Source organism: Parasedimentitalea maritima (assembly GCF_005771405.1).
Lineage (GTDB): Bacteria > Pseudomonadota > Alphaproteobacteria > Rhodobacterales > Rhodobacteraceae > Parasedimentitalea > Parasedimentitalea maritima.
Genome location: NZ_VAUA01000001.1, coordinates 261118 through 273286, shown reverse-complemented (window position 1 = coordinate 273286; position 12169 = coordinate 261118). Strand labels below are relative to the sequence as shown.

The following is a 12169-nucleotide window of genomic DNA, read 5'->3' as shown; positions in this document are numbered from 1 at the left end:
CGAAGTTGCCTGAATTGACCGCCATTCACATCCCCAAGCAAGATATGATCGAGGGGATCAAAATGGACCGACTGACTGAAATGGAAGCGTTTGCCAACGTCGTGGACCAGGGTGGTTTCACCGATGCCGCACGTAAAATGGGCATCTCCAAGTCCGCGGTTTCAAAACACGTATCCAGCCTCGAAGCGCGGCTGGGTGCACGCCTTCTGAACCGCACGACCCGCCGGGTATCGCCAACCGAAATTGGCCTAGCCTATTACGACCGCGCACGCCGCGTACTGAATGACGCCGGTGAAGCTGATGCCTTGGTTACCTCGATGCAATCGGCCCCCTCTGGACTGTTGCGGATTTCGGTCGCTACAGATTTTGGCGTCAATCACCTGTCACCGGTGCTATCCGAATTCCTAAGTGACTTTCCGGACATCACCGTCAACATGGTGCTAAACAACCGCTTTGTTGAGCTGATCTCAGAAGGGTTCGACATGGCTCTGCGTATTGGTGAGCTGGAAGACAGCACCTTGCGGGCCCGTAAACTGACCGAAACAACCAAGCGAATGATTGCTTCGCCCGAGTATTTGGAAAAATTCGGACATCCTCAGAAAATTGATGATCTGAACGAACATAAGCTGCTGCACTATTCGAACCAATCCAGTGGCAACATGTGGAAACTGACGGCACCCTCTGGCGAAAAACGTCAGGTGCGCACCGCCGGCTGGCTGAGTGTCAACGATGGTCAATCGCTGCTGAATGCCGCAATTTCCGGGCTCGGCATCGCCTACTTGCCAAGCTATTTGTATTCACAAGCGATGGCTGATGGTCTGGTTCAAGACGTTATGCCAACGCTACCTCGTGAAACCCAAGGCATCTATGCAGTCTACCCGCCGGGTCGATTTACCCAGCCCAAGGTCCGCGCCTTTATCGATTTCCTTGTCCACGCCTTTGCCGACAAAGGCCCCGGTGACTGGTAACCACTCTTCAAACATCCTTCAGTGCCTCAAACTACCCCATACCCCAACGGTGTGGGGTTTTTTTCTGCTGTGTTCAGCTCAGCGAGTTGCCTTTTCTTGACGCATTGGCGGTTTGCGCGGAATACTTGGGTTTTAACCAAGTTGAGTATTTACCATGGCAGGATCCAGTCTCACGGCCCCGGTTGGCCTTTCTCCCCGCGAAAGTCAGGGCAAACCCGTAAAGAACAAAGCTGCTGACGTCATGCTGGTTCGTGCGATGTTGTCTGCCAACGGTATTGGGCCAATGGGAGAATCCAAAAAGATGGATTCAGGCCTTTTGAAGTCCCTGAAGACGTTTCAGAAAAAAATCGGTTTCAAGAACCCTGATCAAGTGGTCGATCCCGGCGGCAAAACTGAAAAGGCGCTAAAGCCCAAGTTTGAAGCGCAAAAGCGTGAGGCGGCCAAGGTCGTCATGGTCGAGGTCAAGTATCGCGGAAAAATTCTGCAACTCACCGAGAAAGACCATGAAAAGATGGTCAAAGAGGTCTTTGCTAAACTCGACGGCTATATGACCTCGCTGATCAAAAACCACAAAAGCTGCATCGATACGCATCAGGATTATCTGGATACGGCGATGTTGAAAGACGGCGTTATGAATGCGGTTGCACAGGCCATCATTATTACGGCCGGTTCCGTCAACATGCCCGATATGAAAATCATCAGCCGCTCGATCAAGGCAACTGGCGGTCTGGAGCGGGCGATTGCTTCAAAAGATCTGACCAAGCTGGATAAGGCCCTCCCCGAGGCCGAAGCGGCGATCAATGCTTTCAACGCCGAAATACAACGTTTCCTGAAGGATTTCACCGGGTCGGCACAGACCACTGCCACGGTACTAACCATTACTTCGGCCACCTGTTTTGCCGTTGTTGGTGCCTTGGCCGCGCCGGTTCTAGTCACCGGAGCAGGGATGAGCGCAACAGCAGCAGCCGTGACTTCGGGCGCCAGCGTCGGTGTTTTGCAAAGCGCGTCGCAGGAATTGGGCAAACACGCCAGTGGCATGAAGGTAACGGTATGGGGATCAGTCCAATCCATTGTCATTGACGGGACCATCGGCGGTCTGACAGCTGGTATTGGCAACAAGATCCCGCTGAAGTTCTGCGACAAGATGGGCAAGGCCATGGCCTCCAAACTGGGGTCAAAAGTGGCCTTCATGTCCAGTGCGCAGCTGGAGAAGTTCATCGCCAATTATCTGGCCGGTTCAGGCCAGGAAGTCATCAAGGGTGCCATCGGAGAGTCGATAAAGCTGGTCGGAATCTGGATGAAGAAGGGCAAGATTCCTTCGGAGAAGGATTTCGACGCAGCAGTAGAGAGCGTCTTATACTCCGCACTTCTGGGCGGTATGGTTAAAAACCTTGGCGGGTTCCAAAAGAAATGGGCGTATAAAAACAAAGACATGCTGACCGGAACCATTCTGCCTGATCGGTTTTCCAAACTTGCCAAAAGCAACACAATTCCCAAGACACTGCAGGCCAAGTTATGGGCGGACGTAATGAACAAAGTCTCGAACGAGGGGCTAAAGGCTGGTCACCACGAGATTTATGCACGCGCCACCGGCAAAGAGAGCGAAAAGCAGCTAACCGATATGGCTGCCAAGGCTATGCTTAAAGACAAATCGCTCCAAAAAATCATCGACCGTGAAATGTTGAAAGCGATGAAAAAGCACGGGATCGAGGCGAAATAGCCCAACTTTACTGTGAGTTACCGGTTCAATAGTACCGCTTCAACCCGGCGGTTGGCTTCTCGCCCTTGGGGTGTCAGATTGCTGGTCAACGGGGCCATATAACCAACACCAGCAACGTCGATCCGGTTTACATCAATGTCGTAGGTCTCGTGCAGACGTTCTCGGACCGCCGCAGCACGTCGACGAGATAGAGAGATGTTTTTGTCTTGTGCTCCAACGTTGTCGGTGTGGCCCACCAATGAAATATGCATCTCTGGGTTATCACGCAGAACTTCAGCCAGTCGCACAAGGCTTTCAAACGGACCAGAACCCAAGCGAGCAGACCCGCTGTCAAACTCCAGGTTCTCCAAAACCACGCGGCCATTGTTTGTCAGTACAGTGAGCAGCCCCCTCTCTTCCGGTTCTACCGTTTGATCAGGTTCGGTCACCGGTATCGTAGGTTTGGGTGGCGTAACATCAATGGGATTGGTTTCAGGTGGGGTCACTTCAATCACCTGAATATAGCTGGCGCCACGAGATCGGGATACCAACAGCGACAAGGCCTGTTCATCCCCTTTTAGAGCGGACAAAAACAAGTAATCGCCGATTGCTACCGTCATATCCGGCGCAGGAACCACCTCGATACCAAAGCGGAAATCAAAGCCGCCGCAGTCTTGTGCCTGACACTGGAACAAAATGTCATAGCCTGCGTCCTCCAATTGCTGTCGCATCGGAGCAAACAATTGAAGCGAAGTGGCGTCCCCCCCTGCCCGCCAAGTGCGTCGCAGCACCTGGCCCTCGAAATGCCGGACAGGAACACTATCGTCAGCCGCTGGCCCCAGCGGCAACGCATAGCGCGCTAGCGGACTGTGCCGCTGCGCCAGGGTCTTGGCCCCGTTTGGCAAGGTCAAATCACTTGCCAGCGCAGGTAGTGCCAGCGCCGAAACGCAAAATATGACCAGTGCGCGGATCACCGGAACTGGCTGTGGTATTCGTCATTGGGCTGCATCGCGGTCGCGCTGGCAATCCTGTTGGACATGTTGAAAAACCCGGTCACATTGGCAATGTCCCAGATATCGCGATCGCTAAACCCAGCGTCGCGCAGGCCCTGCCTGTCACTTTCTGATATTTCAGCACTGGCAGTGGTCATTTTGGCAGCAAAATCCAGCATTGCGCTTTGACGTGGATCCAGAGATGCCATCCGGTAGTTCATCACCAGAACTTCACCCAATTTTGGATCACCGGACAGTTGCCGCACGGCGGCACCGTGGGCAACCAGACAATAGAAACACTTGTTGATCGACGAGACCACCACCGCGATCATCTCGCGCTCCAGCTTACTCAGGCCACTTTCTGCCAACATCACGTCGTTATACATACCGGTAAAAGCGTTGAGCTTCGCGATATCAAAGGCGTTGGCCTTAAGAACATTGGGGATCATGCCCAGTTTTTCAACACAGATATCAAAGTACTTCTGGGTCTCAGGTGGCAGAGGATCCACCATCGGCAGGTCCAGCGCGGTGGGCATGGTCTGATCAGTCATTCTGGTTCAATCTCCGTTCGGCAAAATGCGGTAATGATACTGTCCCACAGTGGTCATGCCGAGGGAAGCATAGAGCCCGTTTGCGCCTTTGTTACGTTTGGTACATATCACCGCCAGCGTATCAGCACCGTTGTCCAGCGCCCAAAGTGCCGCCTGACGCATCATCCAAACGCCCATTCCTTTGCGACGCTGATGCGGTAAAATCTCTAACGCGTGTATCATGGCAACGCCATCATGGATGGCACAAAACGCTGCACCAGCAGGTTTATCATCGTTGCGACTTAACAATGCGGTTTTAGCGCCTGCCACACGATCCATCACCGCCCAGCGATGTGGTCCTATACCACCCGAAGACCATATCTCCTTTTGGATTGCCAGGGGCTCCCAAACACAAAAAGTGGTAACCCGCGGGATCGCGACATCGCCTAAAAGGGTCGCAGGACAGGCCCAAATATTAACCGGGTCCATCACCTCATAGCCACGTGTCGCAAGCAAAGCATCCAGGGGATCTTCGCCTTCATGCACCATGAACAACGGCTTCTGGCCCATTTCGCGCATTGCCGACTCGGCTGCGACTATATCTGCATCTGTGACCACACCTGACACTGTCGCCGCTGACACCCGGCTTCCGCCGCCAAGTCCCTGGCGCAAAGTGACAGGGCCTAGGTTCGTTCTGGTCGCAGCCGGCCAAGTTGCTTCTGATACAGCGTAGTAACGCGGATCTGTGCTCACAGCTCAAGCTCCTTGGCCAATTGCGTCATCGCCGCATCAATGCGGGTGCCGATAGTGCCACGGATCACGATATTAGCGCCAAATGCGCCATCCTTTTGAAACGGATAGCAGCCAATTGACAGGTCATCATACTTCTCGGCCAGTGCACTTAAAGTGGGCGCAATGTCCCCCTCTCCGCGCAAAACGCGCAGGGTTTGCGAGAGCATCGGCTGGCCGCCGGTAATCGTTGGTAGGACCGAAGCTACCATCGCCTGAAAGACCAGTGGCACCCCGGCCATCACATGTACATTGCCAAGGGTAAATCCCGGCGCAACTGAGACCGGATTGTCAATCAGTGTTGCCCCATCAGGAATACGCGCCATGCGTAGACGGGCCTCGTTCAGCTCACTACCGGATTTTTTGTAGTGCTCTGCCAGCAGTGCCCGCGCATCGTCGCGTACGTCAATGTGAGCATCAAAGGCCTGCGCAATGCAGTCGGCAGTAATGTCATCATGCGTGGGGCCAATTCCACCGCTGGTGAACACATTATCAAAGCTGTCAGATAGTGCCCGAACCGCTGAAACGATTGCAGCTGCATCATCACTGACAATACGAACCTCGGCCAAATCTACACCGTGTTTGGTCAGCTCACCGGCCAAAAAATACATATTGGCGTCGCGTGTGCGCCCCGAAAGGATCTCGTCGCCAATGACCAGCATGGCTGCGGTGGGGTTTGGCATCGTCTCACTCCTTTGGCGGTTTTGCCCGCAAGATACCCCCACCCGCCGTAAGGGCAAGCAGACAGTTTCTTTTTCAACTGTAACCTTCAATGATCCGATCAAACAGAGTGTCATCCTGAAGGCTCCGCGACAGGATCATCGCTCCTTCAAGCGCCGCTATCATGCGGGCCGCCTTGGTTTCGGCCTCCTCCGCTCCTAGTCCTTTGGCTTGAAAAATCTGTCCCAGCCACTGGATATTCCGAACAAAGAAAGCGCGGGTTTGGCGGGCCACTGGATCTGGCAAGTCGCGGATCTCGGCACCAAACATGCCGCAGAGACACATTTGACCATCCTCGATCAGGGCTTTGCGATAGCTGGCCGCATAGCGCCGCAGCATTTCATCTGCGCCTTCATCGGCTGGCTCGCCCAGCGCAGCAAGGAACCGGTTGGTATACCGTTCCGCCAGCGCCGCCCCCAAAATTTCCTTATTGGCAAAATGATAGTGCACGCTGGCCGACTTAATGCCGATCTCAGCTGCGATCTCGCGAAAGGAAAAACTGTTGTAGCCGCCCTGCCGCGCCATCCGCTCGGCGCTGTCCAGGATACGGCTGGCGGTTTCTGAATAGGTCATTTGTACACTCTTTTATCTACCTACCTACAGATAGGGATTGACGACTCACTCTGCAATCTCAATATAGCTACCTATCGATAGGTAGACAAAAGGAATGACGACATGACCACTCCAACAACACTCATCATCGGCGGTTCCAGCGGCATGGGTCTGGAAACAGCCCGCAACCTGACAGCACAGGGCCAGCATGTTACTCTGGTTGGCCGTTCAGCTGAAAAACTGGCAGCAGCCAAAGCAGAATTGGGTTTTTTGGCTGAGACAACGCAGCTGGACCTGTCCGACACAGAAGCGACAAATGCATTTGCAGCTGAACTGAAGACCAGCAAGCGTCACATCAACCAACTGGTGAACGCAGCAGGCATTTTTGCGCCCAAGCCATTTCTGGAGCACACCGGTGAAGACTACGATGCTTACATGGGGCTGAACCGGGCGACCTTCTTCATCACCCAGGCGGTTGCAGAAAACATGAAAGCTAATGGCGGCGGGTCCATCGTGAACATCGGTTCGATGTGGGGCAAGCAGGCGGTCAAAGCGACACCTTCATCCGCCTATTCCATGGCGAAGGCTGGCCTACATTCTCTGACCCAACATCTGGCGATGGAATTGGGCGAGCACGGCATCCGGGTCAATGCGGTCTCTCCCGCCGTTGTGATCACGCCCATCTATGGCGCATTTATTGACCCGGACCAGATCGAAAACACCCTGACAGGGGCCTTTGATGCATTCCACCCCGTTGGACGTGTGGGCCGCACCTCGGATGTTGCAGCGACGGTTGCGCATTTGTTGTCAGATCAAGCGAGCTGGGTCACCGGCGCCATCTGGGATGTAGACGGCGGCGTTATGGCCGGCCGCAACTGATACTTTAACAGCAGGCGGGGGTGCGATAGGCAGAAGGCATGAACTTTGCCACGCCCCTCATCCCCGCCACCCTGATCCGCCGCTACAAACGGTTTCTGGCCGATTGCCAGCTACCAGATGGTCGCGAGATCACCGCACATTGCGCCAACCCTGGCTCAATGATGGGGTTGGCCGAACCGGGAATGCGCGTATGGTTGGAACCAAACGACGATCCGAAGAAAAAGCTCGGCTATGGCTGGAGGCTTGTTGACCACGAGAACGGCCACTTTACCGGAGTTGATACCTCAGTCCCCAATCGCGCTCTGCGGGCTTCCCTTGAGGCTGGGGAAATCATTGAACTGGCGGATTATGAAACCCTGCGCCCCGAGGTAAAATATGGTGAAAACAGCCGTATTGATTTCCTGTTGACCCAGTCCGGCCTGCCCGATTGTTACGTCGAGGTCAAAAGCGTCACCCTGATGCGTCAGCCGGGACTCGCCGAGTTTCCTGACAGTGTGACCAGGCGCGGCACCAAACATTTGGGTGAGTTGACCAAAATGGTACAGCAAGGCCACCGGGCTGTGATGCTCTATCTGGTGCAGCGGACCGATTGCCAGCGCTTCCAGCTAGCGGCTGATATCGACTCGGCTTACGCTGCAGCTTTTGACCAGGCACAGGCCGCTGGTGTTGAAAGACTGATCTATTCAACCAATATTTCACCTGAGGAGATTACCTTGGGCGCGGCTATTCCCGCGGCCTGAACAGCGCGGCATCACAGCCTATGGTCCTTTTGTGCCAATACCCTTAAATAGCGATCCAAGATTGCAGCGATGGAGCCCATCTTGATGAGAAAAAACGGTGGCCGGACAACCAAGGACGGCATTCGCATTTACCAACAGGCCGACTATGCCGGCATGCATGTGGCCGGGAAACTGGCGGCGCGTATTCTGGACGACATCGCCGCACATGTCTTTGTCGGCCAAACGACTGGTGAAATTGATCGGGTGATCACCCAGATGGTCGATGACGCTGGCGCCAAATCAGCCACCATCGGCTACAAAGGCTATCAACATGCCAGCTGTATTTCAGTGAACCATGTGGTCTGCCATGGCATCCCCGGTGACAAAAAGCTGAAAGATGGTGACATCCTCAACATTGATGTCACCGTGATTGTTGATGGCTGGTTCGGCGATACCAGCCGGATGTTTGTCGCAGGCAAGCTACCGCGCAAAGCTGAACGGCTGATCCAGGTGACTCATGATGCCCTGATGAAGGGTATCGAAGCGGTCAAACCCGGCAATACTTTTGGCGACATCGGTCATGCCATTCAGGTCTATGCCGAAAGCCAGCGGATGAGCGTTGTACGCGATTTCTGCGGTCACGGTCTGGGCGAGGTTTTCCACGCACCGCCTAATGTGTTACACTATGGCCGCCCTGGCACCGGTGCCACACTCGAAGAAGGCATGTTCTTCACGATTGAGCCAATGATCAATCTGGGCCGCCCCGAAACCAAAATCCTTGCCGATGATTGGACAGCGGTAACCCGCGACAAGTCTCTGACCGCTCAATTTGAACACTCAGTTGCGGTGACCGCTGACGGTGTTGAGATTTTCACCCTTTCCCCTGCTGGCAGGTTTCATCCAACCTACGGCTGACCCGCAAACCCCTCTGCGTCGGTCCAGCTGACGGGCACAGAGGGGTTTCATCAACCGTTTGACCAACACCCAGAATGCCCTAACCTGATCCCCATAACGTCTATTGGGGGTGGTTATGCCGTTTAGGTCTATCGTTGGATTGGTGTTTATACTGGGCCTTGCGCAACCCGCGCCGGCGCAAGATGCCAACATTAGCTTTAATCTGTTCAGTTATGAGGGTGCCTATCTTAACCGAATTTTCCGGTTTAACGCCGATTACACTGCCAAATACAACATCCCAATCGAGGTGCCCTTTGCCCTACAAATCCCGATACGCAGTGATGTCGAACTCATCGCAGACGGGCGCCCCAGCGGCGGTATTGTCAAATTTACCTTCGCCACTAAAGACCCTTCCGGGCGAAAATTCATTGAGAACTTCCATGTGGTCGATGCAAGCTTCCCGATCCCACAGGATAGTACCGACCCAATGCCCATCCGGTTGCGCAGCGCCGCCAAAGCCCTGACACAGTCGGCCTACCCTTCGGCGGTCCAAGGCTTCACAGATGCCAAAATTATCAGCACCCTCGAAATTACCGTCAATGGCCTGCGCGCGGTTGAGCTTCTGGGCACCTATACCGACCCCGCCAATGGTCCGATGGTGTTGCAACTGGTCGCCGTCCCACATCCCAACCGTGCCGAGAGCTATTTCATCGTTCACAACATCAGCCGCACCATGGTTCCGATGAGTGGCCCGGAACAGCTGTCCGAAACACTGGGTGGCCGGGTTTTGGACAGTTTCACCTACGACTAATGTCCAAAGCAGAACCGGATCGTCTTCATCTAGCCAAAAGTATCCCGGGGGTGAATTGCCGCAATAGCGGCAAGAGGGGGCAGCGCCCCATCTTGAACTCAAGCCTGGATCTGCACTCCGGGCTTAATCCTCAGTTAAACCAATCAACCTCGGCACCTGCGCCATGGCGTTGAACAGCTCTGCCCCCTGGTCGGACAAGTCAGCACCATCCCCTTCGGGTACATAACCCAGACAACGCATCCCTGCCCGTGCCGCCGCAGTTGCTCCCGTAGTGCTATCTTCAATCACCAGACAATCACGCGCCTGCACATCAAAATGACTTGCGGCGGCCAGAAATAATCCCGGTTCCGGTTTGGCCACCCCCAATGAATGGGCCGAAAACATTGCATTGGGATGAAACCGATCCCATAGGCCATTCTGACCAAGAGTAATCCGCATTTTGTCTTCACTGCCGTTTGAGGCTACGCAGTATTGAATCCCCTGCCGGTCCAACAGCTCCAGCAGCTCTGGAATACCCTGCACAAGCGGGACGCCTTGTTGCAAACACTCGTAGGTTTCCTGATAAACATCATCGACCCACGTCGGTGGCAACTCTGCGCCCCTTTCCAGGGCGATCTGCAAAACATCGTCCATTGTGGCTCCAACAAACAAATTCATGCATTCAGACAGTGTCAGATGCAGGCCAAACTTGGCCAGGTTGTCTGCAACCACCTGATTTGAAACCACTTCGCTGTCGACCAGCACTCCATCACAATCAAAAATCACCAGCTTTGGAGTTGGAAAGGTTGTTGGCATCTATCAAATTCCACTTTCAAAATAAGTCAAAAATCGAGCTGATGGTCGGGTGAGCTCTAAATATCCCGCCACATCAAAGTAATATAGGTATCACCATATTTCCGGCTATCGCGCAGCTGATAGCCTTCGGGCGCGGGCATCGGGGCGTTTTCCTCCCACACAATCAGCGCCTCATCATCAATCCAGCCGCCAGCGGCCACCGCCGCCAGTGCCTTTTCCCCCAATGCGCGACCATAAGGTGGATCCAGGAAAATCAGGTCATAAGCTGCATCCGGATTGGGGCCCAACTTCAGCGCATCGCGTTTGATCAGGTTGGTGTTTTCCTCACTGCGTGTGATCTCGATATTCTTGCGGATCAGATTTGATGACACCCGACCATCATCAACAAAAGTAACACACTCCGCCCCGCGCGACAGCGCCTCAAGCCCCAGTGCGCCGGTCCCTGCAAACAGGTCCAAAACCCGCGCGCCGGGAATGGCGCCGGTATGGGTCAACACATTGAACAGGCTTTCACGGACCCGGTCGGTGGTGGGGCGCAATTGCGCCCCCGCATCCCCCTTACCCACGGCAGCCAGTGCCCGACCGCGAAAATCTCCGGCAATGATCCTCACGCCTTCAACAGACTTTTCAATTCAGTTTCGGGATCAGCCACGGCCTGCGAATCACAGGTTTTTCCCATATCAATCAACCGCTTACCCACCATATAGGCGCGAGGATCGTTCATCGCATCTACCGCCAAAAGCTGAGCATCTTTGAAGTACCAATACGACACTGACTGCCCTTCGCCGGGTCGCGTAACAACATGGGTGTAGCCGGTATTCAGCCCTGCAATTTGCAGTTTTACATCATATTGGTCCGACCAGAACCATGGCTTGGCCACGTATTCTTTGCCAGCACCCATAATATTCTGTGCCACCAATTCTGCCTGATCAATGGCATTGGGTACGCTTTCCAACCTGATCCGGCCGCCCTTATAGGGAAAGGAGGCACAATCGCCTGCCGCCCAAATCGCAGGATCTGATGTGCCACCCTGAGCATTGGTCTCAATGCCATTGTTCAACGTCACTCCGGCCATCTCTGCGAGATGAGTCGCTGGTGCGATGCCAACTCCAACCACCACAAAACCTACTGTGACTTCTGAACCATCGGTCAATACTGCGCCGGTGACTTTACCGTTCTCACCAACCAGCCGGTCCAGGCCAACGCCTTCGCGGATATCTACCCCGTGCCCACCATGCAGCGTGCGGAAATAGTCCGAGGTCTCAGGGGCCGCGACCCGTTGCAAAATCCGATCAGCCATTTCCACCAATGTCACCTGTACACCGCGTTTGGCGCAGACAGCGGCGGCCTCTAGCCCGATGTAACCGCCACCGACTATCAACGTGCGGGCCCCTTCGGTCACCATAGGGGCCATCGCATCGACATCCGCTAACCCGCGTACGACAAACACGCCGTCAAGATCGCCACCAATTGAAGCTGGCAGGCGACGCGGGTCCGACCCGGTGGTCAGCGCCAGATGATCATAAGAAATCACCTCATCCGCCAGTGTGACTGTTTTGATTGCAGCATCAATTGCTGTGACCGGCTGCCCCAGTTTCAGAGTGATGTTGTTGTCCGCATAAAAACTCTCGGGTCGTAGGAACAATCGCTCCAGCACCATTTCACCCAACAGATACCCCTTGGACAGCGGAGGGCGCTGATAAGGCAGGTTCGGCTCAGACCCGATCAACGTGATCTCACCGTCAAACCCATCTTTACGCAGCTTGGCCACCAACGAAGAACCCGCCTGCCCTGCCCCTATCACGACTATGTGGCTCATGT

14 protein-coding genes are annotated in these 12169 nt (G+C 54.6%); 6 read left to right on the top strand and 8 right to left on the bottom strand.

What is annotated here, in order from left to right; genetic code table 11:
* The first annotated feature begins 62 nt into the window (after window positions 1-62).
* Both FEE96_RS01310 and FEE96_RS01305 read left to right on the top strand, forming a co-directional pair.
* Window positions 63-968, top strand: coding sequence for a LysR family transcriptional regulator (locus tag FEE96_RS01310; RefSeq protein WP_138161190.1), 906 nt, complete (start codon window positions 63-65; stop codon window positions 966-968).
* A 154-nt stretch (window positions 969-1122) separates the two neighbouring features.
* Entirely contained in the window at window positions 1123-2688 is a 1566-nt protein-coding gene (locus tag FEE96_RS01305) for a hypothetical protein (RefSeq protein WP_138161189.1), read from the top strand.
* 17 nt (window positions 2689-2705) lie between these two features.
* On the opposite strand, the gene FEE96_RS01300 is transcribed toward FEE96_RS01305, so the two are convergent.
* From FEE96_RS01300 to FEE96_RS01280, 5 genes are all read right to left on the bottom strand, one after another.
* On the bottom strand, window positions 2706-3641 hold the full coding sequence (locus FEE96_RS01300; protein ID WP_138161188.1) for an OmpA family protein: 936 nt from the start codon (window positions 3639-3641) through the stop codon (window positions 2706-2708).
* Window positions 3638-4210 carry a peroxidase-related enzyme gene (locus FEE96_RS01295; protein WP_138161187.1) on the bottom strand — a complete coding sequence of 191 codons (573 nt, stop codon included), beginning with the start codon at window positions 4208-4210 and terminating at the stop codon, window positions 3638-3640. Before FEE96_RS01295 ends, FEE96_RS01300 begins: the two co-directional genes overlap by 4 nt.
* Window positions 4211-4216: 6 nt before the next feature.
* Window positions 4217-4942 carry a GNAT family N-acetyltransferase gene (locus FEE96_RS01290; RefSeq protein WP_138161186.1) on the bottom strand — a complete coding sequence of 242 codons (726 nt, stop codon included), beginning with the start codon at window positions 4940-4942 and terminating at the stop codon, window positions 4217-4219.
* Window positions 4939-5661, bottom strand: a complete 723-nt coding sequence (locus FEE96_RS01285) for a competence/damage-inducible protein A (RefSeq protein ID WP_138161185.1) — start codon at window positions 5659-5661, stop codon at window positions 4939-4941. Before FEE96_RS01285 ends, FEE96_RS01290 begins: the two co-directional genes overlap by 4 nt.
* Before the next feature lie 73 nt (window positions 5662-5734).
* On the bottom strand, window positions 5735-6271 hold the full coding sequence (locus FEE96_RS01280; protein ID WP_138161184.1) for a TetR/AcrR family transcriptional regulator: 537 nt from the start codon (window positions 6269-6271) through the stop codon (window positions 5735-5737).
* A gap of 102 nt (window positions 6272-6373) precedes the next feature.
* Here FEE96_RS01280 and FEE96_RS01275 point away from each other — a divergent pair, with 102 nt between their 5' ends.
* From FEE96_RS01275 to FEE96_RS01260, 4 genes are all read left to right on the top strand, one after another.
* The gene (locus FEE96_RS01275) at window positions 6374-7129 is read left to right on the top strand and encodes an SDR family NAD(P)-dependent oxidoreductase (RefSeq protein WP_138161183.1); all 756 of its coding nucleotides are present in this window, start codon (window positions 6374-6376) and stop codon (window positions 7127-7129) included.
* A 38-nt stretch (window positions 7130-7167) separates the two neighbouring features.
* Entirely contained in the window at window positions 7168-7869 is a 702-nt protein-coding gene (sfsA, locus tag FEE96_RS01270; RefSeq protein WP_138161182.1) for a DNA/RNA nuclease SfsA, read from the top strand.
* A gap of 84 nt (window positions 7870-7953) precedes the next feature.
* A complete protein-coding gene (gene map, locus FEE96_RS01265) occupies window positions 7954-8763 on the top strand; it encodes a type I methionyl aminopeptidase (protein ID WP_138161181.1) in 810 nt (269 codons plus the stop codon).
* A gap of 115 nt (window positions 8764-8878) precedes the next feature.
* A complete protein-coding gene (locus tag FEE96_RS01260; RefSeq protein ID WP_138161180.1) occupies window positions 8879-9553 on the top strand; it encodes a hypothetical protein in 675 nt (224 codons plus the stop codon).
* 123 nt (window positions 9554-9676) lie between these two features.
* Here FEE96_RS01260 and FEE96_RS01255 read toward each other — a convergent pair whose 3' ends face one another.
* Genes FEE96_RS01255 through FEE96_RS01245 form a run of 3 tightly spaced genes read right to left on the bottom strand, consistent with a single transcriptional unit; the run spans window position 9677 to window position 12167 of the window.
* Window positions 9677-10348, bottom strand: a complete 672-nt coding sequence (locus tag FEE96_RS01255) for an HAD family hydrolase (RefSeq protein ID WP_138161179.1) — start codon at window positions 10346-10348, stop codon at window positions 9677-9679.
* A 56-nt stretch (window positions 10349-10404) separates the two neighbouring features.
* Window positions 10405-10959: a 16S rRNA (guanine(966)-N(2))-methyltransferase RsmD gene (gene rsmD / locus FEE96_RS01250; protein WP_138161178.1), complete on the bottom strand. Its 555-nt coding sequence runs from the start codon at window positions 10957-10959 to the stop codon at window positions 10405-10407.
* Window positions 10956-12167, bottom strand: coding sequence for an NAD(P)/FAD-dependent oxidoreductase (locus FEE96_RS01245; RefSeq protein ID WP_138161177.1), 1212 nt, complete (start codon window positions 12165-12167; stop codon window positions 10956-10958). The genes rsmD and FEE96_RS01245 overlap by 4 nt, the downstream gene beginning before the upstream one ends.
* Window positions 12168-12169 lie beyond the last annotated feature (2 nt).

Bases quoted from the DNA above. Each gene is read 5' to 3' on its own strand.
- FEE96_RS01310 (WP_138161190.1), top strand. From the start codon at position 63: ATGGACCGACTGACTGAAATGGAAGCGTTTGCCAACGTCGTGGACCAG.
- FEE96_RS01305 (WP_138161189.1), top strand. From the start codon at position 1,123: ATGGCAGGATCCAGTCTCACGGCCCCGGTTGGCCTTTCTCCCCGCGAA.
- FEE96_RS01295 (WP_138161187.1), bottom strand. From the start codon at position 4,210: ATGACTGATCAGACCATGCCCACCGCGCTGGACCTGCCGATGGTGGAT.
- FEE96_RS01285 (WP_138161185.1), bottom strand. From the start codon at position 5,661: ATGCCAAACCCCACCGCAGCCATGCTGGTCATTGGCGACGAGATCCTT.
- FEE96_RS01280 (WP_138161184.1), bottom strand. From the start codon at position 6,271: ATGACCTATTCAGAAACCGCCAGCCGTATCCTGGACAGCGCCGAGCGG.
- FEE96_RS01275 (WP_138161183.1), top strand. From the start codon at position 6,374: ATGACCACTCCAACAACACTCATCATCGGCGGTTCCAGCGGCATGGGT.
- sfsA (WP_138161182.1), top strand. From the start codon at position 7,168: ATGAACTTTGCCACGCCCCTCATCCCCGCCACCCTGATCCGCCGCTAC.
- map (WP_138161181.1), top strand. From the start codon at position 7,954: ATGAGAAAAAACGGTGGCCGGACAACCAAGGACGGCATTCGCATTTAC.
- FEE96_RS01260 (WP_138161180.1), top strand. From the start codon at position 8,879: ATGCCGTTTAGGTCTATCGTTGGATTGGTGTTTATACTGGGCCTTGCG.
- FEE96_RS01255 (WP_138161179.1), bottom strand. From the start codon at position 10,348: ATGCCAACAACCTTTCCAACTCCAAAGCTGGTGATTTTTGATTGTGAT.
- FEE96_RS01245 (WP_138161177.1), bottom strand. From the start codon at position 12,167: ATGAGCCACATAGTCGTGATAGGGGCAGGGCAGGCGGGTTCTTCGTTG.